Consider the following 24,694-nt stretch of genomic DNA (forward strand, 5'->3'; position numbering starts at 1 on the left):
GAGTTATCCACAGGCCATGACGCGCACCCGCGCGGACAGCAAGAATGCGTGGGTGAACAGTGCTTGGGGAAGGGCCGGGGAGGGCCGAGTGACGACGTACGACGAACGCGCGGGCCTTGGGAATCTGACCGCGACGGTGGAGCGGGTGCACCGGTCGGTGGAAGGTGTGATCGAAGGCAAGCCGGAGGTCGTACGGCTCGCGCTGACGGTGCTGCTGGCCGAGGGACATCTGCTCATCGAGGATGTGCCGGGCGTGGGCAAGACGATGCTCGCGAAGGCGCTGGCCCGCTCCATCGACTGTTCGGTGCGGCGCATCCAGTTCACTCCCGATCTGCTGCCCTCGGACATCACCGGGGTCAGCGTCTTCGACCAGCAGCGCCGGGACTTCGAGTTCAAGCCCGGCGCGATCTTCGCGCAGATCGTGATCGGCGACGAGATCAACCGCGCCTCTCCCAAGACCCAGTCGGCGCTGCTGGAGTCCATGGAGGAGCGGCAGGTCACGATGGACGGGCAGACCCATGAGCTGCCCAGCCCCTTCATGGTGGTCGCGACCCAGAACCCGGTGGAGATGGAGGGCACCTACCCCCTCCCCGAGGCGCAGCGGGACCGTTTCATGGCGCGGGTGTCGATCGGCTACCCCAGCCCCGCGGCCGAGCTGCAGATGCTGGACGTGCACGGCGGCGCCTCCCCGCTGGACGACCTGCGGCCGGTGGCGCACGCCCACGAGATCGTGAAGCTGATCGACGCGGTGCGCACGGTCCATGTCGCCGAAGCGGTCCGCAGATACGCGGTGGACCTGGTGGCTGCCACGCGCAGCCATGCCGAGCTGCGGCTGGGCGCCTCGCCGCGGGCCACGCTCCATCTGGTGCGGGCCGCGAAAGCCGCGGCGGCGCTGGCGGGGCGGGAGTACGCGCTGCCGGACGATGTGCAGTCGCTGGCGGTGGCGGTGCTCGCGCACCGGCTGCTGCCCACCGCGCAGGCCCAGTTGAACCGCCGTACGGCCGAGCAGATCGTGCTGGAGATCCTGCACCGCACCCCGGTTCCCGACCCGTCCGCGCCACAGTGGCGGCAGGGCCGCGGCCAGCAGCCGCCCGGGGCACGGGGGTTGTGATGTCCGACGGGGGCGGCCTGGGGTCGGAGCAGGAGGGGACACCGGAGCGGGGCGGGCTGCGGGCGGCGCTCGGGGGACTGACGACGCGCGGCAGATCGTTCCTGGCGGCCGGGGTGGCCGCCGCGGTGTGCTCGCTCCTCCTCGGGCAGGCGGATCTGCTGCGGGTCGGGCTGCTGCTGGCGGCGCTGCCGCTGGTGTGCGTCCTGGTCCTGCACCGCACCCGCTACCGCGTCGCGGGCAGCCGTACGCTCTCCCCCGCCCGGGTGCCGGCGGCCGCCGAGTCCCGGGTCCGGCTGGTGATCGAGAACGTCTCCCGGCTGCCCACCGGGGTGCTGATGCTGCAGGACCGGGTGCCCTATGTCCTGGGGCCGCGACCGCGTTTCGTACTGGACCGGGTGGAGGCCGGCGGCCGCCGCGAGGTGTCCTACCGCGTCCGCTCCGACCTGCGCGGACGCTATCCGCTGGGGCCGCTGCAGCTGCGCCTTTCGGATCCGTTCGGAATGTGCGAGCTGACCCGTTCCTTCAGCGTCGCCGACACGTTGACGGTGGTGCCGCGTACCGAGCCGCTGCCGCCGGTCCGCCTCGCCGGCGGGGCCCCCGGGTACGGCGAGGGGCGGCAGCGTTCGCCCGCGCTGGCCGGTGAGGACGACGTCATCCCGCGCGGCTACCGCCACGGCGACGATCTGCGCCGGGTCCACTGGCGCTCCACCGCGCGCTACGGCGAGCTGATGGTGCGCCGGGAGGAGCAGCCGCAGAAGGCGCGCTGCACGGTCCTGCTCGACACCCGTGCGGCGGCCCACCAGGGGGCCGGGCCCGACTCGGCCTTCGAATGGGCCATCACGGCCGCCGCGTCGGTGGCCGTACATCTGCTGGAGCGGGGGTTCTCGGTGCGGCTGCTGACCGACACCGGCGCCTCGGTGCCCGGCCCGGACGGCACCGGCGGCACGGAATCCGCCGACGCCGCGGGGCTGATGCTGGACACCCTCGCCGTGCTGGAGCACTCCGAGGAGACCGGGCTGTCGGGCGCGTACGACGCGCTGCGCGGCGGCAACGAAGGGCTCCTGGTCGCCTTCTTCGGCGATCTGGACGAGGAGCAGGCGGCGGTCGTCGGACGGATACGGCAGCGCTGCGGCGCGGCGGTGGCCTTCGTCCTGGACGGAGACTCCTGGCTGCCGGGGCCCGGCGGGATCCGGTTCTCTGACGGTCAGATGCCCGTGGACGAGCGGGTGCTGATGCTGCACGAGGCGGGCTGGACGGCCCTGCCGGTGACCTACGGCACGACGCTGCCCGAACTGTGGCGGTGCGCAGCCGACCACGCCGGGGCGGGCCCGGACCGGGCCGCGCAGAGCGGCGCCGCGGCGGGAGGCGGAGCATGACGACGCGGAAGCGGACGACGGGCCCCGAGGGAAGCGAGGCGGGCGCATGAGCGGCCCGGGACGGCTGACGCTGTGTGCGGCGGTGGCGACCTTGTGCGCGGCCGGTGCGCTGCTGCCGCTTGTGCAGCCCTTCGACTGGCTTGTGGAAGCCACGATCCTGCTGGCGATCGTGAGCGGTGTGGGGGCGCTGACCCGGCGGGTGGCGCCGGCCAGACCGCTGACCATCGGCGCGCAGGCGCTGGTCGGCGTGCTGCTGCTGACCCTGCTCTTCGCCCCCGGCCAGGCGGTTTTGGGACTGCTGCCCGGCCCGGACGCCGTCGCGGAGTTCGGCCGGCTGGTCCAGGACGGCGTGCGGGACGCCGGCCGGTACGCCACCCCGGCTCCGGTCACCCCCGGCATCCGGCTGCTGCTGGTGGCGGGCGTGCTGCTGATCGGTCTGGTGGTGGACGCGCTGGCGGTCAGCTACCGCAGCGCCGCGCCCGCCGGACTGCCGCTGCTCGCGCTGTACTCGGTGGCCGCCGGGCTGTCCCAGGGCGGCGCGGGCTGGCTGTTGTTCCTGGTGGCGGCGGCCGGCTATCTGCTGCTCCTGCTCGCCGAGGGCCGCGACCGGCTTTCCCGGTGGGGCAGGGTGTTCGGCGGGACGGGCACGGGCCGGCCGGGCGGTTCCGGCGCCGCGGCGGGCGGCCCGGCACTCGCCCCGGTCCGTACGGGCCGCCGGATCGGCGCGCTGGCGCTGGGGATCGCGCTGGTGGTGCCCGCCGCGCTGCCCTCGCTGGGCGGCGGGCTGATCGGCGCGCCCGCCGGCGGCAGCGGCCCCGGTGGCGGCGGAGGCACGATCTCCGCGGTGAACCCGCTGGTATCGCTGCAGAACAGCCTCAACCAGCCGGAGGACAAGGAAGTCCTCAACTACCGCACGACCGCGTCCGACACCCGCGACATGTATCTGCGGATCGTGGCCCTGGACCAGTTCGACGGCACGGCCTGGAAGCCGTCCGAGCGCACGGTCACGGACGTCCCCGACCGGCTGCCGGATCCGCCCGGCCTCTCCGGCCAGGTGGCCGCCACCAGCATCAACACCTCCGTCTCGACCGCCGCGTGGTACGCCCAGAACTGGCTGCCGCTGCCCTACCCGGCCTCCAAGGTGGACATCACCGGGCGCTGGCGCTTCGAGCCCACGGGCCGCACCCTGGTCGGAGACCGGGGCCAGACCACCCGCGGCGTGCAGTACCAGGTCGAAAGCCTCCAGGTGCGGCCGACCGCGAAGCAGCTGGCCGCGGCCCCGCCGCCGCCCGCGCGGCTGACGCACGAGTACACCAAGGTGCCGGACTCGCTGCCCCCGGTGGTGCACGAGAAGGCGCGCACGGTCACCCGCGGCGCCCGCACCCCGTACGACAAGGCCGTCAAGCTCCAGGACTGGTTCGCGCTCTCCGGCGGCTTCACCTACAACCCGCATGTCAGCGCGGGCAGCGGCAGTGAGGCCATCGCGCGGTTCCTGGAGGACAAAGAGGGCTTTTGCGTCCACTTCTCCTTCTCGATGGCCGCGATGGCGCGCACCCTGGGCATCCCGTCCCGGGTCGCGGTCGGCTTCACTCCGGGCACCCCGCAGTCCGACGGCACGACCTCCGTCAGCCTCAAGGACGCGCACGCCTGGCCCGAGCTGTACTTCCAGGGCATCGGCTGGACCCGCTTCGAACCGACCCCGAGCCGCGGCAGCACCCCGGACTACACCCTCCCCGGCCAGGGATCGACCACCGTCGACCCCGGTGACCGCGAGCCGGCGCCGTCACAGTCCGCCACCGCGCCGGACGCTCCGTCCACGGCCCCGAGCTGCGTCCCGGGTGAACGGCGCCGAGGCCCCGGCGCGGCCTGTGCGGCGTCGCCCGTCCAGGCCGGCGAAGGCCCCCCGGACGACGGCCGCTCCCCCTGGCCCGTCCTCGCCATCGGCCTCGTGGGCCTGCTCGTCCTGCTGCTCCTCGCGGTCCCGCTCCTGTGGCGCATACGGATGCGTTCCCGGCGGCTGGCGGGCGGCGACGCGGCGGGCACCCTCGACGCCTGGCGGGAGCTGCTGGACACCGGCTGGGACTTCGGCATCCTGCCGGACGACTCGCTGACCCCGCGCAAGGCGGCCGCCCGGATCGTTCGCATCGGGGAACTGCCGCCGGACGCCGCCGGCGCCGCCCACCGGGTGGCCGCGGCTGTGGAGCAGACCCTGTACGCCCCGCAGCCGCGCCCGGCCGCCGGGCTCGCCGCGGACGTCCGGCACGTACACGCCGGGCTGCGCGCCGCCGCCGGACGCGCGCTGCGGCTGCGCGCGCGGCTCGCCCCGCGCTCGGCCGCCCGCCTCGCCCGGGCCTGTGCCGCCCGCTGGAGCGACCTCGTCCTGCGCTGTACCACCGGGGGTCCGGCCACCGCGGCCCGGCGCGCGGCGGCGGCGCTGCGGCCGGGGCGGCAGCGGGCATAGCGGGTATCCGGACTGCGTACACACAGCGGCGCGGCCGCCCGATCCTGTCGGGCGGCCGCGCGAAGTGCGGTGAGATGCGGAAGAGAGGTCCGGGGCCTCAGTGCCCCTGTTCGTCCCGGCGGCGCTGCCAGCGGTCCTCGATGCGGTTCATCATCGAGCGGCGCTGCCTGGGCTGCCGGCGTGCGGGGCTGCCCGCGGCGCCGCCTCCGGAGGCCGGCTGGTCCCCCGCTTTGGGAGCCTTACGCCATCCGGTGACCGCAAGCACCGCGCAGCCGAGCATCACGAGGAAGCCCACCACGCTGATCCAGATCTGCTGCGCGACCATTCCGGCCATGAGCAGGCCGATACCCACCAGGAAGCCCGCGACCGCTTGGTAGACCCGTCGCCGGGTGTACGTACGCAGCCCGCTTCCCTCAAGCGCTGTCGCGAACTTGGGATCTTCGGCGTACAGCGCTCGCTCCATTTGCTCGAGCATGCGCTGCTCGTGCTCCGAGAGCGGCACGGAGTCCTCCTACTCGTCGGTCGCGGGGGGCGACCGGGGTGCGACCCTTTCAGGATAGGCAGGGATTCGTCCCCGTGAAACCCGCCCCTCAACGCCAGTTCACTGCTCCGGGCCGCCACGGCGACCGGTGTGATGCTGCCTGCATTCCCCACCCGCCCTTCCGTCATGCCGGAACGTCGTACCCCGATCATACGGGGAGAAGGGGCCGATCGGGTGGCCTGTGGCCGACTGCACGCGGTAATCGTGCAGCTCGGGTGGGGCGTGGGTCAGTCGCGCTCGGCCAGGACGTGCAGCTGGGTGGCCACGGAGTGGAAGGCGGGCTGCTCGGCGGCGGCCGCTTCCAGCTTGAGGAGGGCGTCCATGGCGCCCGGCTCGGTGTCGACCAGCACGCCGGGGACCAGGTCGGCGAAGACCCGTACGCCGTGCACCGCGCCGACCGCGAGGCCGGTGGCGGAGACCAGGTCGGTGAGCTGGTCCGCGGTGAAACGGCGGGGCACCGGGTCGCCCTCGCCCCAGCTCCCGGCGGGGTCGGTCAGGGCATGCCGGGCCTCGGTGAAGTGGCCCGCCAGGGCGCGGGCCAGCACGGCGCCGCCCAGGCCCGCGGCGAGCAGGCTGAGGGTGCCGGCCGGCCGCAGCGCGTCGACGGCGTTGCGCACGCCCTCGGCCGGGTCGTCGACGTACTCCAGGACGCCGTGGCACAGCACGGCGTCGTAGCCGCCGCGCTCGACGACGTCGAACAGGCCGTGGGCGTCGCCCTGGACGGCGCGCACCCGGTCCTCGACCCCCGCCTCCGCGGCCCGGCGCTCCAGGGCGAAGAGGGCGTTGGGGCTGGGGTCGACGACCGTGACGCGGTGGCCGAGGCGAGCCACCGGTACGGCGAAGTTGCCGGTGCCGCCGCCGGTGTCCAGGACGTCCAGGGCATCGCGCCCGGCGGCCTTGACCCTGCGCTCCAGGGCGTCCTTCAGGACGTCCCAGACCACGGCGGTACGAAGGGATGCGCGGGGGCGCAGCGGGTCAGACACGGCGGGTGGCTCCTCGGCGGGGGCATGAACATCCAGTCACCCACCACCCTATTGCGTTCCGCACCGTGCCCGGACTGCGGCGCCGCCCGCGGCGTGCGTGGCGCGGGCCAGCCGCTCCCCCGGCCCGCGGCCTCGCCGCTCCCCCGGCCCCGGCCCGCGGGCCCGCCGCCCCGGCTCAGCCCGCCCGGCGCCGCTCTCCGCTCTCCCGGCCCGCCGCTCCGTCGCCCGCCCGCTGCGGCGGCAAGGGCGGCTGGAGCAGCAGCATCCGCTCCACCAGGCGCAGGAACATCCCCACGTCCCGCAGCAGGTCGTCGGCGTCCCGAGAGCCCGCCGCCCCGGCTATGCCGGCCTCGGCCCTGGCCCGGCGGTCGGCGCCGGAGGCGAACAGGGCGCTCCATTCGGCGAGTTCGGGCGCGATCTCGGGCAGGACCTCCCAGGCGCTGCGTATCTGCTGCCGGCGGCGCGGTGTGGCCTCCGGGCGGCCGCGCACGGCGAGGACCGCGGCGGCGGTGCGCAGGGCCGCCAGATGGGCCGTGGCGAACCGCTCGTTGGGGGTCTCCAGGGTCGCCGCTTCGTCGAGGCCGCGGCGGGCCTGGGCGAGCAGGTCGAGGGCGGCGGGTGGCGCTGTCGTCCGCCGCAGGACGGGGTGGACATCGCTCGGGGGACCGTACGCAGCGGAGCTGCCCGCTGTGGGACGAGCTGCCATGACGAACCTCCTGTCGTCGCATGCCGGTTCGGGACCGAATGCCGATTCGGGACCGTATGAGCCCATCGTGAGGTACACCACTGACAATCGGCGCTGACCTGCACTTTTGCCGGAAAGCGGACGGGCGCACGGCGGGGTCGGGGCGACGGGGGAGCGATTTTGGCGTCGATTCCCGGCAACCCCTTGCGGGAAGGCGGTGCGACGCCTACTTTTTGAACTGACCAGTCAGTTCAAGGAGGGAGAGGGGACCGTGGACAGCACCCCGCACGGGGCGGCGGTCAAGGCCGCGGGATTCGGGGTCAAGGGCCCCCGCGGCTGGGCTTTCCGGAGCATCGACATCACGGCGGCACCCGGCTCGCTGATCGCCGTACAGGGCCCGTCGGGTTCGGGCCGTACGTGCCTGCTGCTCGCGCTCACCGGCCGGATGAAGTCCGCCGAGGGCACCGCCGAGGTCGGCGGTCTGCCGCTGCCCAAGAAGATAGCCGCCGTCCGGTCCGTCACCGCACTCGCCCACGTACCCGGCGTCGCCGAGCTCGACCCCGCGCTGACGGTGGGCGAGCATCTGCGCGAACGCGCCCTGCTGCAAGGCCGGTTCGGCGGTTCGGTGCGGGCGCTGCTGCGGCCGCGCCAGGAGCGCCGGGCAGCGGCCCGCGCCCTGGTGGACACCGCGCTCGAGGCGGCCGGGCTGGACGTGGAGTCGCTGCCCAAGGGGATCCGTACGTCGGTCCGCGATCTGGAGCGGCTGGAGGCGCTGCGGCTGTCGGTGGCGCTGGCGCTGATCGGCGGCCCGCGGCTGCTGGCCGTGGACGACACCGATCTGAAGCTGTCCGACGACGAGCGGCGCCGGGCCTGGGAAATGCTGCGCGGCCTGGCGGCGGCCGGCACGACGGTGCTCGCGGTGTGCAGCGAGCCGCCGGAGGGCGACGCGGAGGCCGAGGGCGTGGTGCTGGTGCACACCGGCCGCTCCGGCGCGGACCCCACGGACGGCGTGGCCGACGGCGTACATGACGGCATCCGCGACGGCGTACATGACGACGTTCGCGACGAGGTGCGCGACGAGGCTCGCGACGACAAGGAGGGGGCGGCCGATGCGCTCGCCGAAACTGGCCGCGCTTGAGCTGAAGCGGTTCGGGAGGGGGAAGCTGCCGCGCGCCGCGCTGGCCGCGCTGCTGCTGCTGCCGCTGCTGTACGGCGCGCTGTACCTGTGGTCCTTCTGGGACCCGTACGGACGGCTCGACAGGATTCCGGTCGCGCTGGTCAACGAGGACAAAGGCGCCGACGTCGGCGGGAAGCGGATCTCGGCGGGCGAGAACATCGTCGACGGGCTGGGCGACAGTCACACCTTCGACTGGCGCCCGGTGGACGCCAAGGAGGCCGCCCGGGGCGTCGAGGACGGCTCGTACTACCTCTCGCTGTCCATCCCCAAGGACTTCAGCAAGCGGATCGCCTCCAGCTCCGGTGACCGTCCGGAGACCGGCGCCCTCAAGGTGCGGACGAACGACGCGAACAACTACATCGTGGGGCAGATCTCCCGGACGGTGTTCTCCGAGGTGCGCGCGGCGGCCTCTAAGAAGGCCGCGCGGACCTTCTTCGACAAGATCTTCGTCTCCTTCTCGACGCTGCACGGCAAGACCGAGGAAGCCGCCGACGGCGCCGACAAGTTGAAGAACGGCATCGGGCGGGCCAAGGACGGCAGCGGCAAACTGGCCGACGGGCTGGGCACCGCGAAGAACGGCAGCGGGCAGCTGGTCAAGGGCCTGGGCGACCTCGACGCGGGCGCCGGGCGGCTCACCCGGGGCAGTTCCGACCTCGCCCGGGGAGCCGGTACGGCCGCCGACGGGTCGCGCCAACTGGCCGACGGTTCCGGGCAGGTGGCCCGGGGCACGCAGCAGCTCGCCGACACCGTCAACGACATCCACGGGAAGGTGGGGCCCTTCGTCCGGGCGCACGGCAGGGAGATCGGCGAGGCGGCCCAGCTGGTCGCCGACGGTTCGCAGGCCCTGCGCGACAACCTGGACAAGCTGCCCGGCGCGGCCGCCACCGGGGCGCAGCTCTCACGCGGCGTCTCCGACCACCTGGCCTCGTACTACCGGCTGCACTGCGAGACGGGGCTCAGCCTCGATCCCACCTGCGCCGAACTGAAGAAGATCAAGAACGACGCGGCGACCGCGGCGGACGCCGCCGAGCGGGTCAGCGGCTACGTCCACGACCAGAAGAACCTCGACCAGCTGGGCCGGGACCTGGACACTCTGCACTACCTGGCGAGCGAGCTGGCCAAGCACGGGCCCACCCTGGGCCGGGACATGGACGCCGCGGTCAAGAAGATCAACGACCTCAACGACGGTGCGCACAAGGTGTCCGCAGGCGCCCGCAAACTGGCCACGGGCAACGCCCAGCTGGCCTCCGGTGCACGGCAGCTGCACGACGGCACGCACCAGTTGCACGACGGCACCGGCCGCGCCGCCACCGGGATGGGCGACCTCGACTCCGGTGTGGGCAAGCTCAAGGACGGCGCGCAGACGCTGAACGGCGGCCTGTTCAAGCTCTCCGACGGCTCGCAGAAGCTGGCCGGCGGGCTGCACGACGGGGCGAAGCAGATCCCCGACTACGGCAAGAAGGACCGCGACGCCCGTACCCGGGTGATGTCCGACCCGGTGCAGCTGGCCTCCGACTCCGCCCACAAGGCGCCGAACTACGGCACCGGCTTCGCCCCGTACTTCATCCCGCTGTCCCTGTGGGTCGGCGCCATGGTGGCGTACATGCTGATCCAGCCGCTCAACCGGAGGGCGCTGGCGATGGGCGCCTCCCCCTGGCGGGTGGCGGTGTCCGGATGGCTGCCGGTGGTCGGCATCGGGGTGCTGCAGACCGCCGCCCTGATGTCCGTACTGCACTTCGCGCTGGGCCTCCAGATGGCGCGGGCGGCCGGCACGATCGGCTTCCTCGTCCTGGTCACGGCCTGTTTCTCGGCGATCGTGCAGTGGCTGAACGCGAAGTTCGGACCGGCCGGCCGGATCCTGGTGCTGGCGCTGCTGATGCTCCAGCTGACGTCGGCGGGCGGCACCTACCCGGTGCAGACCAGCCCCGGTTTCTTCGCCGCCATCCACCCCTATCTGCCGATGAGTTACATCGTCGAGGGGCTGCGCCGGCTCATCACCGGGGGCGACCTCGCGCCCGTATGGCAGGGCAGTCTCGTCCTCGTCGCCTTCACCCTCGGGGCGCTCGCGCTGACCTCTCTGGCGGCCCGCGGCCGCCAGGTGGTGCGGATGAAGGACCTCCACCCGGAGCTGAGCCTGTGAGCGCCCACCCGTCGCCCGCCTCCGCCCTGCCGGAAGCTCCCCCGGACTCCGTCCGGGGGTACCCCCACCGCGCTACGCATCGATCTGTGAGGACCGGCACAATCACCCCCATGGACAGCTCCACTACACGCCGCGACGCCACCCGGCGCAAGCTCTTCGAGGCCGCGGTCACGCTCATCGCCGAACAAGGCTTCTCCTCCACCACGGTGGACGAGATCGCCGAGCGGGCGGGCGTCGCGAAGGGCACCGTTTACTACAACTTCGCGAGCAAGAACGTTCTCTTCGAGGAGCTGCTGCGGCACGGCATCGAGCTGCTTGCGAGCTCCTTGCAGGAGGCGGCGGACGAGGTGACCGGCGGGGGCGGCGGCCAGATCGACGCGCTGGACGCGATGATCCGGGCCGGGCTGGAGTTCATCTCCACCTACCCGGCGCTCACCCAGCTCTACGTCGCCGAGCTGTGGCGCACCAACCGCGCCTGGCAGTCCACCTTGATGGTGGTGCGCGGGCGGGCCATCACGGTCGTGGAGGGCGTGCTGCGGCAGGCGGTGGCCACCGGGGAGCTGAGCGAGGAGATCGACATTCCGCTGACCGCCTCGGCGCTGTTCGGGATGGTCCTGGTGGCCGCCCTGGACTGGCAGTCCTACCAGCCGGACCGGTCGATCGACGATGTCCATGCGGCGCTGTCGCGGCTCCTCCAGGGGAGGGTCACCGGCCGTCCGGAGTGACGGGGACCGAGGAGGAGGTGGTGCGCGCCGGGCGGTCGGATCCGGCGCGCACCGTACGGGCCGGTCTCCGGCTCCGCGCAAAAGAGCGCGCTGCCCTGGCACGGATCGTTCCCCCATCGATCCGACCAGGACAGCGCTTCCCCCGTACTCCCCCGTGCTCCCCCGTGGAGCCCCCGTACTCCCCCGTGTTCCCCGTTACGGCCGGGAGCCGCGCCGTTCCGCCGCCCCGTGTCGGCGGTGCGGCGCCGCGTCCCTTCCGTGGCCACCACTCTTCCTTCCGGACACCCGCCGGCCCATCCGCGTACCTACTCATCTCGGCGACTGAGTACGGATACTCAAACCTGAGCACATGGCACCGGTGCCGCCCCACGCCGCCCGGTGCCGGTCTACGATCGCCTGCGTGTCCGTACTCCCGTTGGTCTTCACCAGTGGCTGGGCGAGCGGAATCAACGCCTATGCCGTCGTCCTGCTCCTCGGCCTGCTCGGCGCCACCGGCGTCACCGACGATGTGCCGTCCGCGCTCCAGCGCCCCGATGTGCTGATCGTGGCCGCGGTGCTCTTCGTGTGCGAGGCGGTCGCCGACAAGGTCCCCTACGTGGACTCGGTGTGGGACGCGGTCCACACGGTGATCCGGCCGATCTCGGGCGGCGTCGTGGCGGCACTGCTGGCCGGGCACGACGGGTCGCTGCCGCAGCTCGCGGCGGGCGCGGTGGGCGGCACCACGGCGCTGCTGAGCCATCTGGTCAAGGCGGGCACCCGGATCGCGGTCAACACCTCGCCGGAGCCCGCGAGCAACATCGTGCTGAGCCTGGCCGAGGATCTGGGCGTGGCCGCGCTCGTCGCCTTCGCCGTCTTCCACCCGGTGATCGCGGCGAGCATCGCGGCGGTGCTGCTGATCGGCGGCATCGCGCTGGTGATCTTCATGTGGTCGCGGATCCGCCGGTTCCTGCGCCGTCGGCGGGCCCGCCGCGAGGAAAAGCGCCTGGCCGCGGCGGGCGCCGCGGTACCGCCGACGGGCTGAGGCCGGGCCCGGCGCGCCGCGGCGGGAGACGGCTCGACGCGAGCGGAGCCGCATCTTCCGCTCCGGGGCACCGCCCCGGCGGCGTTGTCAGTGGCGGCGGATAAAGTCGCAGGCATGGCACGGATTGCGGTGATCGGCGCCGGGATGGGCGCGATGGCGGCCGCTGCCCGGCTGGCCGTCGCGGGCCACCGGGTGGCGGTGTACGAGCGCGGCGCGACATACGGCGGCGCGCTGCGGCGCCACGAACGGGACGGCTTCGCCTTCGACACGGGGCCGGGCCTGCTGTATCTGCCCGCGGTCTACCGCGACTTGTTCATCAAGACCGGCCGCGAGCCGCTCGAGAGCTGCGTCGAGCTGTCCCAGGTCGATCCCGCGAGCCGCCATGTCTTCGCGGACGGCACCGCCGTCTCGCTGCCGAACGCCTCCCGGGCCGGTGTGCTCGCGGCTCTGGACGAGGCGCTGGGCGACGGCGCGGGCGAGCGCTGGAGCGCGCTGGTGGGCCGCGCCCGCGAGGCCTGGGACGCCACCCGCCGGCCGCTGCTGGAGGAGCCGCTGTGGCAGGACTGGCGGGTGCTGGGCCGCGATCCGTATCCGGCCGTCCGCAGGCGCGGGCTGTTCGGGCGCGGCAAGGGCCCCACGACCGCCACGCTCGCCGAGATCGCCCGCCGCGAGCTGGCCGACCCGCGGCTGATCGCCCTGCTGGAGAGCCATGCGCCGGCCTACGGCTTCGACCCGCGCAGCGCGCCCGCCAGCGCCGCCGTGCTGCCGTACATGGAGCAGACCTTCGGCAGCTGGTACCCGCGCGGCGGGATGCGGGCGCTGGCCGAGGCGGTCCACGAGCGGTGTCTGGCGCGCAAGGTGGAGTTCACCTTCGGCGCGGAGGTGACCCGGATCCTGGAGAAGGACGGCCGTGCGGCGGGCGTCGAGCTGGCCGACGGGCGGGCGGCGGAGGCGGAGTTCGTGGTGGCGGGCATCGACCCGGCGCGGCTGCCCGGACTCTTGTCCGGGAGGGAGCCCTGGGGGCCGGACGACGTACGCCCCGGCCCACGGCCGGGCGACCGGGCCACGGCGCGGCTGACGGTCTGTCTGGCGCTGCGCGGGGGGCGCCCGGAGGATGCCGTACACCGGACGGTGGTGCATGCCGGGGACCGCGAGGCGGAGCTGACGGCCGTGTTCGGCGACGGTCCCGGCCTCCGGGCCCCCTGCGCCCGGCCCACGCTGACGGTGCTGCGCCCCGACGACCCCACCACCCGGCCCGACGACGGTCATGAGGCCGTGACGCTGTCCGCGACGGTCGCCCCGCCCGGTCCGGCCGACCGGCACGGGCGAGAGGCCCTGGAGCGGTACGCGGACCGGATGACCGAGATCGCCGAGGCGGCCGTTCCCGGGCTGCGCGAGCGGGTGCTGTGGCGGGAGGTACTGCCGCCCACGGACGAGGCGTTGGTGCCGGGACCGGCGCTGGCGGGGCAGGACGGCCGCTTTCTGCGGCCCGGCAACCGCACCCGGATACCGGGGCTCTACGCGGTCGGCGGCTGGTCGCATCCGGGCGGCGGGCCGGCGCACGCGGGGATGTCCGGCGCGATCGTGGCGGGCCTGATCGTGAACGGCGACGACTGGCACGGCTCCGAATGAGCGCACGGCTCCGGCCGGGCGCCGCGTGGCTCAGGCCGGCGGCTCCGTCTCAGTAGCGGTACTGCTGCTCGTCGTACCCCTGCTGCTGGTACGGCGAGTACGGCTGCGGCTCGGGCGGGAGTTCGCCGTCGCGCTGCTGCGGCATCCAGACCCCGCCGGGCGGCGTCGCGCCGTAGCCCTGCTCCTGGGGCCGGCCGTCGTCGTACTGCCCGGTGGCGTAGGGAGCCTGGCCATAGGGGTCGGGCTGCTCGTACGGGTCGTAGGGCGCGGCGTACTGCTGGGTGCCGATGTACGGGTCGGAGTAGGGCGCCTGCCCGGCCTGGCCGCCCTGCCCGTCTCCGTACGCCGCGTAGGGGTCGGCGTACGGGTCGGCGTAGGCGTCCTGGCCCGTCGCGGTCTGGCCGTAACCGCCGCCGTAGGCATAGCCGTTGCCGTCGCTGCCGGTGTTTCCGGTGGCGGTGCCGTAGGCGTCGTAGGACGCGTAATCGGGCTGTGGCTCCTGGGGGGCGCGGGCGTCGGGGCTGTATATGCCGTACTGGCCGGTCTCGTCGGGCATCGGCTGGGGGGCGTAGACGGCGGCGGTGTCGTAGGTGCTCTGTGCGGAATAGGGGCGCTCGGCCGAGTACGGGCCCTCGCCGGGGAACGCACCCTGGTCCGTGTAGGGGCTCTGCCCGGTGTACGGGTCCTGGGCGTCGTAGGAGCCCTGGCCGCCGTACGCGTCCTGGCTGCCGTACGCGTTCCGGCCGTCGTACGCGTCCTGGCCGTCGTACGCGTCCTGCCCCGCGTAGCCGCCCTGGCCGCCGTACCCGTCCTGGCCCGCGTACGCGTCCTGGCCCTGGAAGGCGTGGGCGCCCGCGAAGACGTTCTCGTCCTCGCCCCGGCCGCCGTCGTCGGCGGGCGGCACCGTCTCCTCCACATCGGAGACCTGGAGGGTCGGCTCGGCGGCGGGCGGGGGGCCCGAGCGGCCCCGGCGGCGCCGGCTCTCCCCCGGCTTGCCACCCAGGGCCCAGCCGGTGGAGAAGCCGCGCCGGAAGGAGAGCGTGACCTGTGTCTGGCCGATGGCGAAGGCGATCAGGCCCACCCCGATCACGATGATCTGGGGAAGCACCACGCCGACGACCACGCCGAGGAAGCCCACGAAGGCCAGCAGCCGCCAGCGCAGCCGTGCCTTGTACTGGAGGAGCACCTCGGCCAGCAGCCAGACCGCAACCAGACCGAACGCGATGTAGAGGACCGTCCAGCCCATATACGCCCCTCTTCCGCCGCTGCCCGGCCACCGTAGATCAGGACTGCTGATGCAACCCCAGATTCTCGTAGATCTCCAGAGTCGCCGTGGAGTGGTTCAGGGTAATGAAGTGCAGCCCCGGAATCTCCTCGGCCATCAAGCGCGCACACAATTCCGTGGCGTACTCGATGCCAATGGAGCGTACCGCCGCGGGATCGTCCTTGACGGCCAGAATGCGTTCGGCCAGCTCGGGCGGGAAGGCGGCGTTGCTGAGCTGGGCGAAGCGCTCGATCTGGCGCACGTTCGTGACCGGCATGATCTCGGGGATGATCGGCGTCGGGCAGCCCGCCGCGGCGACCCGGTCGCGCAGCCGGAGGTAGTCCTCGGCGTAGAAGAACATCTGGGTGATGGCGAAGTCCGCGCCGGCTCGGCACTTGTCGACGAAGTGCTTGACGTCGCTGTCCCAGTCCGTGGAGCGCGGGTGCATCTCGGGGAAGGCGGCGACGCCCACGCAGAAGTCGCCGGATTCCTTGATGAGCCGGACCAGGTCGGCGGCGTAGTCCACGCCCTGCGGGTGGCGGACCCACTCGCCCATCGGGTCGCCGGGCGGGTCGCCGCGCAGCGCGAGCATGTTGCGGATGCCGGCGTCGGCGTACTGCCCGATGACATTGCGCAGGTCGGCCAGGGAGTGGTTGACGGCGGTCAGATGGGCGACCGGGGTCAGGGTGGTGTCGGTGGCGATGCGTTCGGTGGCGCGCACCGTGCCCTCACGGGAGGTGCCGCCGGCGCCGTACGTCACGGAGACGAAGGTCGGGGAGACGGCCTCGATCCGGCGAATGGCGTTCCACAGGGTCCGCTCGCCCTTCTCCGTCTTCGGGGCGGCGAACTCGAACGAATACGACTGCTTGCCGGAAGCCAGCAGCTCGCGCACGGTACGTGCGCGATCAGTCCTGGTGGAAGCTGTACCTAGGGCCATACGGGCAGGTTAACCAGAGCCCTGGCACACACCAACCGGCGGCGGCGTTTGTCCACGGGTTGGACATTTTCCCGGCCACCGGACGTCCGGAATTCGTCGCCAGGACGTACCGGGGGCCATTCGGGCGAACGTCCGCCGGACCCGGGATGCGGTCCCGCGAGTACCCCTCGAATGACCTCCGTATGCGCTGCGTCCGCCCCCGTATGCGTCCCGCTCGGTGCCGCTAGACGCTCCAGGTGCGCACCCGCTTCGCCAGGCCGGCGGCGGCCGCGCCCGGGTCGTCGGCCTCGGTGATCGCCCGGACGACCACGACCCGGCGGGCACCGGCCTCCAGCACCTCGTCGAGATTGCCGGCGTCGATCCCGCCGATGGCGAACCAGGGCCGCTCGGGGGCGCGGCCGGCGGTGTAGCGGACCAGGTCGAGGCCCGGGGCGTGGCGGCCGGGCTTGGTGGGTGTGGGCCAGCACGGGCCCGTGCAGAAGTAGTCCGTGCCCGCCTCGGCGATCGCGGCGTCCACCTCGGCCTCGGCGTGCGTGGAGCGGCCTATCAGGACGTCCTGGCCGAGGATGGCGCGGGCGGCGGGGACCGGCAGGTCGCCCTGGCCGAGGTGCAGGACATCGCTGCCGATGGCATGGGCGACGTCCGCGCGGTCGTTGACGGCCAGCAGCTTGCCGTGCCGCCGGCAGGCGTCCGCGAAGACCTCGAGATGGCGCAGCTCCTCGCCGGCCTCCATGCCCTTGTCGCGCAGCTGGACGATGTCCACGCCCGAGGCGAGCACCGCGTCCAGGAACTGCGCCAGGTCGCCCTGCCGCTTGCGGGCGTCCGTGCAGAGGTAGAGCCGGGCGTCGGCGAGGGCCTGTCGTGCGGTGGTCATCGGGCGGCTTTCCCCCCAGGTCGGGGGCGTACGGGCCGGGGGCCCCGGCACGTACGCCCCGGTGCGGTTACGGATTCGGGTGCGGTGGCGTCAGACGGCGAGCGCCTGCGCCCGGCGCTTCACCTCCGTGCCGCGATTCTCGCGCAGCGCCTGCGCCGGGGTACCGGGCAGGGTCTCGTCGGGCGTGAAGAGCCATTCGAGCATCTCGTCGTCGGCGAAGCCGTCGTCGCGCAGCAGCGTCAGCGTGCCGACGAGGCCCTTGACGACCTTGCCTTCCTTGATGAAATCGGCGGGCACCTGAAGCGCCCGGTTCTCGCCGCGGCGCACCGCGATCAGCTGGCCCTCCTTGACCAGCTGCCGGACGCGCGTCACCTCGACGCCGATCTCTTCGGCGATGTCGGGGAGGGTGAGCCAGGCGGGGACGAGTCCATCGATGTTTGCGTCAATCTCGGTCACAGGACAAGCGTGCCATCTCGCACTGACAGTCGGTAGCCGGGCATCGCCATCAGGGGCGTGCGGCACCCCGGAGGGTGACGCCCCGGCGCGCCCGCGCGATTACGCTCCGCCACCACACGCCCGCTTTCGCGCCCCCGGCAGCGCCCCGTCAGCGCATCGCGGTCTTCAGCGGCAGCGCGGCGTCCGCGGCCCGGACCCGGTCGAGGGCGGCGCCCTTCTCGATGAGCTTGCGTCCCTGGGCCAGGTCCCGGGGGCGCCCGACCGCCAGCAGCGCCACCAGTTGGCCCCGGCGCAGCCACAGCACCGACCAGGAGGCGCCGGCCGGGTCGCCGCGCCAGATCATCTCGTCGGCGGCCTCGTGATGCCCGGCGTACTGCACGAACCGGCCGAACTGCTCGGACCAGAAGTACGGGACCGGGTCGTAGACCACGCCCTCGGCCTCCCCGCGCGCGATGTTCTCGGCGACCGTACGGGGGCCCTGGAGGGCGTTGTCCCAGTGGTGGATCAGCAGGCGGCGGCCGTAGCGGGCCGAGGGGAAGGAGGCGCAGTCGCCGACCGCGTACACATCGGGGACGGAGGCACGCAGCTGCTCGTCGGCGAGTACGGAGCCGTCCTCGGGCGACAGGGCGACGCCGGAGCCGGCCAGCCAGCCGGTCGCGGGCCGGGCGCCGATGCCGACGACCACGGCGTCGGCAGGGAGCGTGCTGCCGTCCTCTAGCGTCACCGCGCCCGGCTCGACGGCGGCGACCCGGGCTCCGGTGCGCAGCTCGGCCCCGGCGTCCGCGTACCAGTCGGTCATATGGGCGGCAACCTCGGCGGGCAGCGCGCCGGCCAGCGGGCGGTCGGCGGCCTCGACGACGGTGACCGAGCAGCCCGCCTCGCGGGCCGCGGTCGCGAATTCGGCGCCGATCCAGCCCGCGCCGACGACCACGATCTCGTGCCGGGCGGCGAGCACCGGCCGCAGCCGCTCGGCGTCGTCGAGGGTGCGCAGCAGATGGACACCCGGCACCCCCTCGCTGCCCGGCAGCAGGACGGGCTCGGCGCCGGTCGCGAGCACCGCGTAGTCGTAGGCGATCGGGCCCTCGGCCGTGTCGGCCTCATGGGCGTCCGGGCGCAGCGCGGTGACCGGGCGGCTGAGGTGCAGTTCGATGCCGAGGGCGGCGAAGTCGACGTCGAAGGCGGCGCCGTCGGCCTTGCCGAGCAGCAGCGCCTTGGACAGCGGCGGGCGGTCGTAGGGCTGGTGGGGCTCGTCGCCGAGCAAGGTGATCGCGCCGCGCCAGCCCGCCTCGCGCAGCGCGACCGCGGTCTGCACCCCCGCGATTCCCGCGCCGGCGATCACGACGCGCGGCGTGTGGTCAGGGGCCTGGGAGGACGTGCTCTGCTCGCTCACCCGCTCACTGTAGGACGGCGGGGGAGGCCGCTCGCAGCAGCACGCAACGAGATCTCTGACACAGCGTCACGGACGGTGACGCCGGGGCGCCGCCCCCGGGCGCTCCCTTACGGCGCGTCGCGGCCCCGTATTAGGGTGACGGATACACGCACTCGCGGGAGCCCGGACGTACCGGGCTGAGAGGGAGGCTGGCCGGCCTCCGACCGTACGAACCTGATCCGGGTCATGCCGGCGAAGGGAGGGGCTGGACGCTCATGCATCCACCTGCCACATCACCCGTTCCCACCAGGGGCCACCCCGATGTCCTGGTCATCGGGGGCGGCATCATCGGCCTGGTCACCGCCTGGCGGGCGACCGGCCGGGGACTGACGGCCGCGGTCGTCGACCCCGCGCCCGGTGGCGGCGCCGCCCGGGTCGCGGCCGGCATGCTGGCCGCGGTCACCGAACTCCACTACGGCGAACAGACCCTGCTCGGCCTCAACCTGGCCTCCGCGCGGCGGTATCCGGACTTCACCGCCGAGCTGGAGGAGGCCAGCGGGCAGCGGATCGGATACCGGCGGTGCGGCACCCTGGCCGTGGCGCTGGACGCCGACGACCGTGCCCATCTGCGCGAACTGCACGCCCTGCAGACCCGGTCCGGGCTGGACTCCCAGTGGCTGTCGGGACGCGAATGCCGCCGCCTGGAGCCGATGCTGGCCCCCGGTGTACGCGGCGGCCTCCGGGTCGACGGCGACCACCAGGTCGATCCGCGCCTCCTGGCGAGCGCCCTGCTGATCGCCTGCGAGCGCGCCGGCGTGGCTTTCCACCGGGAATGGGCGGAGCGTCTGACGGTCGACGGCGGGCGCGCCACCGGCGTCGAACTCGCCGGCGGCGAGCGGCTGCCGGCCGGTCAGGTCGTGCTGGCCGGGGGCAGCTGGAGCGGGCGGCTGACCGGGGTGCCCGAGGCCGTGCTGCCGCCGGTGCGGCCGGTCAAGGGGCAGGTGCTGCGGCTGCGCCTGCCGCGGATGCCGGCCGGCAGCCCCGCCTTCCTGTCGCGCACCGTACGGGCCGTCGTCCGGGGCAATCCCCTCTACCTGGTGCCGCGCGAAAACGGCGAGCTGGTCCTCGGCGCCACCAGCGAGGAGCAGGGCTGGGACACCACCGTCACCGCGGGCGGCGTCTACGAGCTGCTGCGGGACGCGCACGAGCTGGTCCCCGGCATCACCGAGCTGCCGCTCGTCGAGACCTGCGCGGGGCTGCGCCCCACCTCCCCCGACAACGCCCCGCTGCTCGGCCCGTCCGCGCTGCCCGGCCTCCACCTGGCCACCGGGCACTTCCGCAACGGCGTCCTGCTGACGCCGGTGACCGGCGACGCGATGGCCGAGGCGCTGGCCACCGGACGCCTGCCGGAAGAGGCCCGCCCGTTCTCCCCCGCGCGCTTCACCGCCCAAGGCGCCGAGCGCGCCCGCGTCCCAGAGGAGCAGCCCGTATGACCGCGCCCCCTTCCACCGTGTCGGTGTCCGTCAACGGCGAGGCCCGCGAGATCCCCGGGGGCCTGACCCTCGACCGCCTGGTCGCGACCCTGACCGCGGCGCCCTCCGGGGTGGCCGCCGCGCTCAACGAAACCGTGGTGCCGCGCACCCAGTGGCCCACCACCCCGCTCGGCGACGGCGACCGCGTCGAGGTGCTCACCGCGGTCCAGGGAGGCTGATCCGCAGACATGGCCGACGATCTGCTCACCATCGGCGACACCGCCTTCACCTCCCGGCTCATCATGGGCACCGGCGGCGCCCCCAGCCTCGACGTCATGGAGCGGGCGCTGCTCGCCTCCGGTACGGAACTGACCACGGTCGCCATGCGGCGGCTGGACCCGAGCGTGCAGGGCTCGGTGCTGTCCGTACTGGAACGGCACGCGATCCGGGTGCTGCCGAACACCGCGGGCTGCTTCACCGCGGGCGAGGCGGTGCTCACCGCCCGGCTGGCCCGGGAGGCGCTCGGTACCGACTGGGTCAAGCTCGAGGTCGTCGCCGACGAGCGCACCCTGCTGCCCGACCCGATCGAGCTGCTGGACGCCGCCGAGACGCTGGTGGACGACGGGTTCACGGTGCTCCCGTACACGAACGACGACCCGGTGCTGGCCCGCAAGCTGGAGGACGTGGGCTGCGCCGCGATCATGCCGCTGGGCTCGCCGATCGGCTCCGGACTGGGCATCCGCAACCCGCACAACTTCCAGCTGATCACGGAGCGGGCGGGCGTCCCCGTCATCCTGGACGCCGGCGCGGGCACCGCCTCGGACGTCGCGCTCGCCATGGAGCTGGGCTGCGCCGCGGTGATGCTGGCCTCCGCGGTGACCCGAGCCCAGGAGCCGGAACGCATGGCCGCGGCGATGCGCCATGCGGTCGAGGCGGGCCGCCTGGCGTACGGCGCGGGACGGATCCCGCGCCGGCATTTCGCGCTGGCGTCGTCGCCGGAGACGGGCGTGGCGGCCTTCGATCCGGAGCGCCCGGCGTTTTAGTTGGCCCCTCCGCCGGTCCGCTGCGCTTTGCCTGGGCCGTACGTTGTTGGCTGTCCCGCCGTGGTGGGTTTCTCGCCGTTGCGCCTGCGGCGGGCGTGGGTTTGTCGGGTGCGGTGACGGCCCTACACGGCTCCGCCGCTACGGTCCGTCCCCTCCCGTGGTGGGGGGATTCGTGTGGGGGCGGGCGTTATGTGTCCGGTGCCGGTGGTTGTGACCACTGGGTACACCTGACCACCGACGCACGCCCCCACCGGTTTTCTCCCACCCTAACGGGGAGGGGGCGGGCCGCAGGACGGAGTCCGGAGGCCCGGTCCCGCAGCCGAATAGCCCCGCGCAAGCGGCACCAGCCCGCCGCAGGCGCAACGGCGACAAACCACCCACGGCGGGCAAGCCAAAAACATCGGCCCAAGCAAAGCGCAGCGGACAGGTGGGACGGACGACAACGCCGGACCTTTAGAATCGGCGCCGTGGATACGACCCTTCAGGACCCGCTCGAGGGCCAGCTGCTCGACGGCCGCTACCACGTCCAGGCACGCATCGCCGCAGGCGGGATGGCCACGGTCTACCGGGCCTTGGACACCCGCCTCGACCGTGTGCTCGCGCTGAAGGTGATGCACCCGAGCCTGGCCACGGACGCGGCGTTCGTGGACCGCTTCATCCGCGAGGCGAAGTCGGTCGCGCGGCTGTCCCACCCCAACGTGGTGGGCGTCTTCGACCAGGGCACGGACGGCACCTACGTCTATCTGGCGATGGAGTACGTCGCCGGGTGCACGCTGCGCGACGTACTGCGGGAGCGGGGCGCCCTGCAGCCGCGGGCCGCGCTGGACATCCTCGAGCCGATCCTCGCCGCCCTGGGCGCCGCGCACCGCGCGGGTCTGGTCCACCGGGACATGAAGCCGGAGAACGTCCTGATCGGCGACGACGGCCGGGTCAAGGTCGCCGACTTCGGGCTGGTGCGCGCGGTGGACACCAACACCACCGCCTCCACCGGCTCCGTTCTGGGCACCGTCTCCTATCTCGCGCCCGAGCAGATGGAGCACGGCACCGCGGACGCCCGGGTCGATGTCTACGCCTGCGGTGTGGTGCTCTTCGAAATGCTGACCGGCGGCAAGCCGCACACCGGCGGCTCCGCGGCGCAGATCCTCTACCAGCATCTGCACGAGGACGTGGCGCCGCCGTCCACTTTCGTGCCGGGTCTGGCGCCGCAGCTGGACGATCTGGTCGCGCTGGCCACCGCCCGCGACCCGCAGCTGCGCCCGCAGGACGCGGCGGCCCTGCTGTCCCGGACGCGGTCGTCCCGCGCCGAGCTGAGCGAGACGCAGCTGGACGTGGTGCCGCCGCAGGCGAACGAGGTGCCCGGGAGCGACGCCGAGCGGACGGATGTGCTGCCGCGGCTCGGCGGTGCGCCGATGCCCGGCGAGGCGGAGCTGAACCGCACCAGCCGCCTCGAGGTCCCGCCGGCGGCCGCGGTGCCGCCCGCGGAGCAGACCACCCGACTGCGCCCGGTGCCCGCCGCGGCGCCGCGCGTGGGCCTGATACAGCGGCACAAGATCCTCACCATCGTCGCGGCCGTCCTGCTGGTCCTCGGCGTGGGCACGGGCGTCTGGTACATCACTGCCGGCCAGTTCACGACCGTCCCCGCCGTGCTGGACATGCCGCAGGCCAAGGCGGTCAAGACGCTGCGCGGCGAGGGGCTGGACGTGAGGGTGGAGCGCGGCTTCAGCTCGAACGTGGAGCGTGGCCACGTCATGAAGACCGACCCGGGGACCGGCAAGCAGATCCGCGGTACGGGCACGGTCACCCTCACCATCTCCCGGGGCCCGGAGATCGTCTCCGTACCGGACCTGTCGGGCACCCCGCTGGCCGACGCCAAGCGCAAGCTGCGCGACCGGGGACTGATTCCGGGCACCGTGAAGCGGGACTTCAGCACCGAGGTCGCCCAGGGCTCGGTGATCCGTACGGATCCGGTCGCGGGCACCAAGCGGCGGCCGGACACCGCGGTGGCGCTGACGGTCAGCCGGGGTCTCGAGATCGATGTGCCAGAGGTGATCGGGGACGACCCCACCGATGCCACGGACACGCTGCGCGAGGCGGGCTTCAAGGTGAAGGTCGCGGACCAGCCGGTCTTCTCGGAGGAGGACAAGGGCACCGTCGCCCGGCAGTCGAACGACCCGGAGAAGCCGCTGGGCAAGGGCGACACGGTCACCCTCACGCTCTCCAAGGGCCCGCAGATGGTCACCGTTCCGGATGTCACGGGCGACAGCGAGGCGGACGCCAGGAAGGCGCTGACGGACGCCGGCTTCCGGGTCGAGGTGAAGAAGCCGTGGCTCTTCCCGCAGGACGAGGTCGACAGCCAGTCGGTCGAAGGTGACGAGCAGGCCCCGAAGGGCAGCACCATCACCATCAAGCTCAAGGGCGCCCTGTAGGACCCCGCAGGTCGGCGGCCGTCCGGCGGACGGCCGCCGTGGGGCACCTGGCACCCTGGGAGGGTGAGTACCGCAGAGCACGACGGGCAGCGCGCCCGCGCACGTAATCCGGTCGGCGGCCATGTGCCGGTGGCCGGCGGCCTGGCGAAGACCGGCCTTCCGTACGCCCGCGAGATGGGCGGCGAGACCGTACAGGTCTTCGTGGCCAATCCGCGCGGCTGGGCGACGCCGCCCGGCAGCCCCGCACAGGACGAGGCGTTCCGGGCGGCCTGTGCGCAGGAGGACATTCCGGCGTACGTCCACGCGCCGTATCTGATCAATTTCGGGTCGCACAACGAGGCGACCGTCGAGAAGTCGGTGGAGTCGCTGCGCCACTCGTTGCGGCGCGGCCGCGAGATCGGCGCCCTCGGGGTCGTCGTGCACACCGGGTCGGCGACGGGCGGGCGGCCGCGGACCGAGGCGCTGGCGCAGGTGCGGGAGCGGATGCGGCCGCTGCTGGACGAGCTGACGCGGGACGACGACCCCTGGCTGCTGCTGGAGCCGACGGCCGGGCAGGGCTCTTCGCTGTGTGCGCTGGCCGAGGATCTGGGCCCGTATTTCGACGTGCTGGAGCGGCACCCCAGGCTCGGCGTCTGCCTGGACACCTGTCATGCGTTCGCGGCCGGGCACGACATGGCGGCGCCGGGCGGGATGAAGGCGCTGCTGGACGAGCTGGTGGAGGTGACCGGCGAGGGCCGGCTGAAGCTGATCCATGCCAATGACTCCAAGGACGTGGTGGGCGCCCACAAGGACCGGCACGCGAACATCGGCGCCGGGCACATCGGCGCGGAGCCGTTCGGGGAGCTGTTCCGGCATCCGGCGACGGAGGGGGTGCCCCTGGTCATCGAGACGCCGGGCGGCAAGGAGGGGCATGCGGCGGACGTGGCACGGCTGAAGGAGCTGCGGTCGCCGATCGCTCTCACTCCCCTTGCTTGATACCCCCAGGGGGTATACGGTTCCTG

At 73.4% G+C, this 24,694-nt stretch carries 21 protein-coding genes and 1 riboswitch; of the genes, 13 read left to right on the forward strand and 8 right to left on the reverse strand.

What is annotated here, in order from left to right; all coding sequences use genetic code 11:
• Positions 1-88 precede the first annotated feature (88 nt).
• The 3 genes from ACIRPT_RS36050 to ACIRPT_RS36060 are packed head-to-tail and all read left to right on the forward strand — an operon-like array spanning position 89 to position 4,948.
• Positions 89-1,111: an AAA family ATPase gene (locus ACIRPT_RS36050; RefSeq protein WP_403506988.1), complete on the forward strand. Its 1,023-nt coding sequence runs from the start codon at positions 89-91 to the stop codon at positions 1,109-1,111.
• Positions 1,111-2,487 carry a DUF58 domain-containing protein gene (locus ACIRPT_RS36055; RefSeq protein ID WP_403835192.1) on the forward strand — a complete coding sequence of 459 codons (1,377 nt, stop codon included), beginning with the start codon at positions 1,111-1,113 and terminating at the stop codon, positions 2,485-2,487. The genes ACIRPT_RS36050 and ACIRPT_RS36055 overlap by 1 nt, the downstream gene beginning before the upstream one ends.
• A gap of 46 nt (positions 2,488-2,533) precedes the next feature.
• Positions 2,534-4,948 carry a transglutaminaseTgpA domain-containing protein gene (locus ACIRPT_RS36060; protein WP_403835194.1) on the forward strand — a complete coding sequence of 805 codons (2,415 nt, stop codon included), beginning with the start codon at positions 2,534-2,536 and terminating at the stop codon, positions 4,946-4,948.
• Positions 4,949-5,045: 97 nt separating this feature from the next.
• On the opposite strand, the gene ACIRPT_RS36065 is transcribed toward ACIRPT_RS36060, so the two are convergent.
• The 3 genes from ACIRPT_RS36065 to ACIRPT_RS36075 all read right to left on the reverse strand — a co-directional run bounded on the left by ACIRPT_RS36065 (position 5,046) and on the right by ACIRPT_RS36075 (position 7,178).
• Positions 5,046-5,450 carry a DUF3040 domain-containing protein gene (locus ACIRPT_RS36065; RefSeq protein ID WP_403506981.1) on the reverse strand — a complete coding sequence of 135 codons (405 nt, stop codon included), beginning with the start codon at positions 5,448-5,450 and terminating at the stop codon, positions 5,046-5,048.
• Positions 5,451-5,716: 266 nt separating this feature from the next.
• Positions 5,717-6,472 carry a class I SAM-dependent methyltransferase gene (locus ACIRPT_RS36070; RefSeq protein WP_403506979.1) on the reverse strand — a complete coding sequence of 252 codons (756 nt, stop codon included), beginning with the start codon at positions 6,470-6,472 and terminating at the stop codon, positions 5,717-5,719.
• Positions 6,473-6,647: 175 nt separating this feature from the next.
• Complete coding sequence (locus ACIRPT_RS36075) at positions 6,648-7,178, reverse strand: SAV_6107 family HEPN domain-containing protein (protein ID WP_403835197.1); 531 nt, start codon at positions 7,176-7,178, stop codon at positions 6,648-6,650.
• A gap of 250 nt (positions 7,179-7,428) precedes the next feature.
• Between ACIRPT_RS36075 and ACIRPT_RS36080 the strand changes: the two genes are divergently transcribed.
• The 5 genes from ACIRPT_RS36080 (at position 7,429) to ACIRPT_RS36100 (ending at position 13,852) form a co-directional block, all read left to right on the forward strand.
• On the forward strand, positions 7,429-8,295 hold the full coding sequence (locus ACIRPT_RS36080; RefSeq protein ID WP_403835199.1) for an ATP-binding cassette domain-containing protein: 867 nt from the start codon (positions 7,429-7,431) through the stop codon (positions 8,293-8,295).
• Positions 8,267-10,474 (forward strand): YhgE/Pip family protein, encoded by a 2,208-nt coding sequence (locus ACIRPT_RS36085; protein ID WP_403835202.1) that lies wholly within the window; start codon positions 8,267-8,269, stop codon positions 10,472-10,474. The genes ACIRPT_RS36080 and ACIRPT_RS36085 overlap by 29 nt, the downstream gene beginning before the upstream one ends.
• Before the next feature lie 110 nt (positions 10,475-10,584).
• Positions 10,585-11,199, forward strand: a complete 615-nt coding sequence (locus ACIRPT_RS36090) for a TetR/AcrR family transcriptional regulator (RefSeq protein ID WP_403835204.1) — start codon at positions 10,585-10,587, stop codon at positions 11,197-11,199.
• A gap of 400 nt (positions 11,200-11,599) precedes the next feature.
• Complete coding sequence (locus tag ACIRPT_RS36095; protein ID WP_403835207.1) at positions 11,600-12,220, forward strand: DUF4126 domain-containing protein; 621 nt, start codon at positions 11,600-11,602, stop codon at positions 12,218-12,220.
• Positions 12,221-12,334: 114 nt separating this feature from the next.
• On the forward strand, positions 12,335-13,852 hold the full coding sequence (locus ACIRPT_RS36100; protein ID WP_403835209.1) for a phytoene desaturase family protein: 1,518 nt from the start codon (positions 12,335-12,337) through the stop codon (positions 13,850-13,852).
• A gap of 49 nt (positions 13,853-13,901) precedes the next feature.
• Here the strand turns inward: ACIRPT_RS36100 and ACIRPT_RS36105 are convergent, their stop codons facing one another.
• The 5 genes from ACIRPT_RS36105 to ACIRPT_RS36125 all read right to left on the reverse strand — a co-directional run bounded on the left by ACIRPT_RS36105 (position 13,902) and on the right by ACIRPT_RS36125 (position 18,773).
• Positions 13,902-15,098: a hypothetical protein gene (locus ACIRPT_RS36105; RefSeq protein WP_403835211.1), complete on the reverse strand. Its 1,197-nt coding sequence runs from the start codon at positions 15,096-15,098 to the stop codon at positions 13,902-13,904.
• A gap of 37 nt (positions 15,099-15,135) precedes the next feature.
• Positions 15,136-16,053, reverse strand: coding sequence for a methylenetetrahydrofolate reductase [NAD(P)H] (gene metF / locus ACIRPT_RS36110; protein WP_403506963.1), 918 nt, complete (start codon positions 16,051-16,053; stop codon positions 15,136-15,138).
• A 223-nt stretch (positions 16,054-16,276) separates the two neighbouring features.
• Positions 16,277-16,927 (reverse strand): thiamine phosphate synthase, encoded by a 651-nt coding sequence (gene thiE / locus ACIRPT_RS36115; protein WP_403835214.1) that lies wholly within the window; start codon positions 16,925-16,927, stop codon positions 16,277-16,279.
• A 90-nt stretch (positions 16,928-17,017) separates the two neighbouring features.
• Positions 17,018-17,383 (reverse strand): Rv2175c family DNA-binding protein, encoded by a 366-nt coding sequence (locus ACIRPT_RS36120; RefSeq protein ID WP_403835217.1) that lies wholly within the window; start codon positions 17,381-17,383, stop codon positions 17,018-17,020.
• Positions 17,384-17,531: 148 nt separating this feature from the next.
• The gene (locus ACIRPT_RS36125; protein ID WP_403835220.1) at positions 17,532-18,773 is read right to left on the reverse strand and encodes an NAD(P)/FAD-dependent oxidoreductase; all 1,242 of its coding nucleotides are present in this window, start codon (positions 18,771-18,773) and stop codon (positions 17,532-17,534) included.
• 144 nt (positions 18,774-18,917) lie between these two features.
• Positions 18,918-19,030: riboswitch (TPP riboswitch) on the forward strand.
• Here ACIRPT_RS36125 and thiO point away from each other — a divergent pair.
• From thiO to ACIRPT_RS36150, 5 genes are all read left to right on the forward strand, one after another.
• On the forward strand, positions 19,028-20,245 hold the full coding sequence (thiO, locus tag ACIRPT_RS36130) for a glycine oxidase ThiO (RefSeq protein ID WP_403835222.1): 1,218 nt from the start codon (positions 19,028-19,030) through the stop codon (positions 20,243-20,245). (Overlaps the previous riboswitch by 3 nt.)
• Positions 20,242-20,463, forward strand: coding sequence for a sulfur carrier protein ThiS (gene thiS / locus ACIRPT_RS36135; RefSeq protein ID WP_403506954.1), 222 nt, complete (start codon positions 20,242-20,244; stop codon positions 20,461-20,463). The genes thiO and thiS overlap by 4 nt, the downstream gene beginning before the upstream one ends.
• Before the next feature lie 9 nt (positions 20,464-20,472).
• Complete coding sequence (locus ACIRPT_RS36140) at positions 20,473-21,267, forward strand: thiazole synthase (protein WP_403835226.1); 795 nt, start codon at positions 20,473-20,475, stop codon at positions 21,265-21,267.
• Positions 21,268-21,734: 467 nt separating this feature from the next.
• Complete coding sequence (gene pknB, locus ACIRPT_RS36145) at positions 21,735-23,693, forward strand: Stk1 family PASTA domain-containing Ser/Thr kinase (RefSeq protein WP_403835229.1); 1,959 nt, start codon at positions 21,735-21,737, stop codon at positions 23,691-23,693.
• Positions 23,694-23,756: 63 nt separating this feature from the next.
• Positions 23,757-24,668 carry a deoxyribonuclease IV gene (locus tag ACIRPT_RS36150; protein WP_403835231.1) on the forward strand — a complete coding sequence of 304 codons (912 nt, stop codon included), beginning with the start codon at positions 23,757-23,759 and terminating at the stop codon, positions 24,666-24,668.
• Positions 24,669-24,694: the final 26 nt, after the last annotated feature.

It is taken from the genome of Streptomyces sp. NPDC101227 (genome assembly GCF_044767545.1).
Lineage (GTDB): Bacteria > Actinomycetota > Actinomycetes > Streptomycetales > Streptomycetaceae > Streptomyces.

What these genes read in the sequence shown, in the direction of transcription:
- ACIRPT_RS36055 (WP_403835192.1), top strand. Translation starts at nt 1,111, where the DNA reads ATGTCCGACGGGGGCGGCCTGGGGTCGGAGCAGGAGGGGACACCGGAG.
- ACIRPT_RS36060 (WP_403835194.1), top strand. Translation starts at nt 2,534, where the DNA reads ATGAGCGGCCCGGGACGGCTGACGCTGTGTGCGGCGGTGGCGACCTTG.
- ACIRPT_RS36075 (WP_403835197.1), bottom strand. Translation starts at nt 7,178, where the DNA reads ATGGCAGCTCGTCCCACAGCGGGCAGCTCCGCTGCGTACGGTCCCCCG.
- ACIRPT_RS36085 (WP_403835202.1), top strand. Translation starts at nt 8,267, where the DNA reads ATGCGCTCGCCGAAACTGGCCGCGCTTGAGCTGAAGCGGTTCGGGAGG.
- ACIRPT_RS36090 (WP_403835204.1), top strand. Translation starts at nt 10,585, where the DNA reads ATGGACAGCTCCACTACACGCCGCGACGCCACCCGGCGCAAGCTCTTC.
- ACIRPT_RS36100 (WP_403835209.1), top strand. Translation starts at nt 12,335, where the DNA reads ATGGCACGGATTGCGGTGATCGGCGCCGGGATGGGCGCGATGGCGGCC.
- ACIRPT_RS36105 (WP_403835211.1), bottom strand. Translation starts at nt 15,098, where the DNA reads ATGGGCTGGACGGTCCTCTACATCGCGTTCGGTCTGGTTGCGGTCTGG.
- metF (WP_403506963.1), bottom strand. Translation starts at nt 16,053, where the DNA reads ATGGCCCTAGGTACAGCTTCCACCAGGACTGATCGCGCACGTACCGTG.
- thiE (WP_403835214.1), bottom strand. Translation starts at nt 16,927, where the DNA reads ATGACCACCGCACGACAGGCCCTCGCCGACGCCCGGCTCTACCTCTGC.
- thiO (WP_403835222.1), top strand. Translation starts at nt 19,028, where the DNA reads ATGCATCCACCTGCCACATCACCCGTTCCCACCAGGGGCCACCCCGAT.
- thiS (WP_403506954.1), top strand. Translation starts at nt 20,242, where the DNA reads ATGACCGCGCCCCCTTCCACCGTGTCGGTGTCCGTCAACGGCGAGGCC.
- ACIRPT_RS36140 (WP_403835226.1), top strand. Translation starts at nt 20,473, where the DNA reads ATGGCCGACGATCTGCTCACCATCGGCGACACCGCCTTCACCTCCCGG.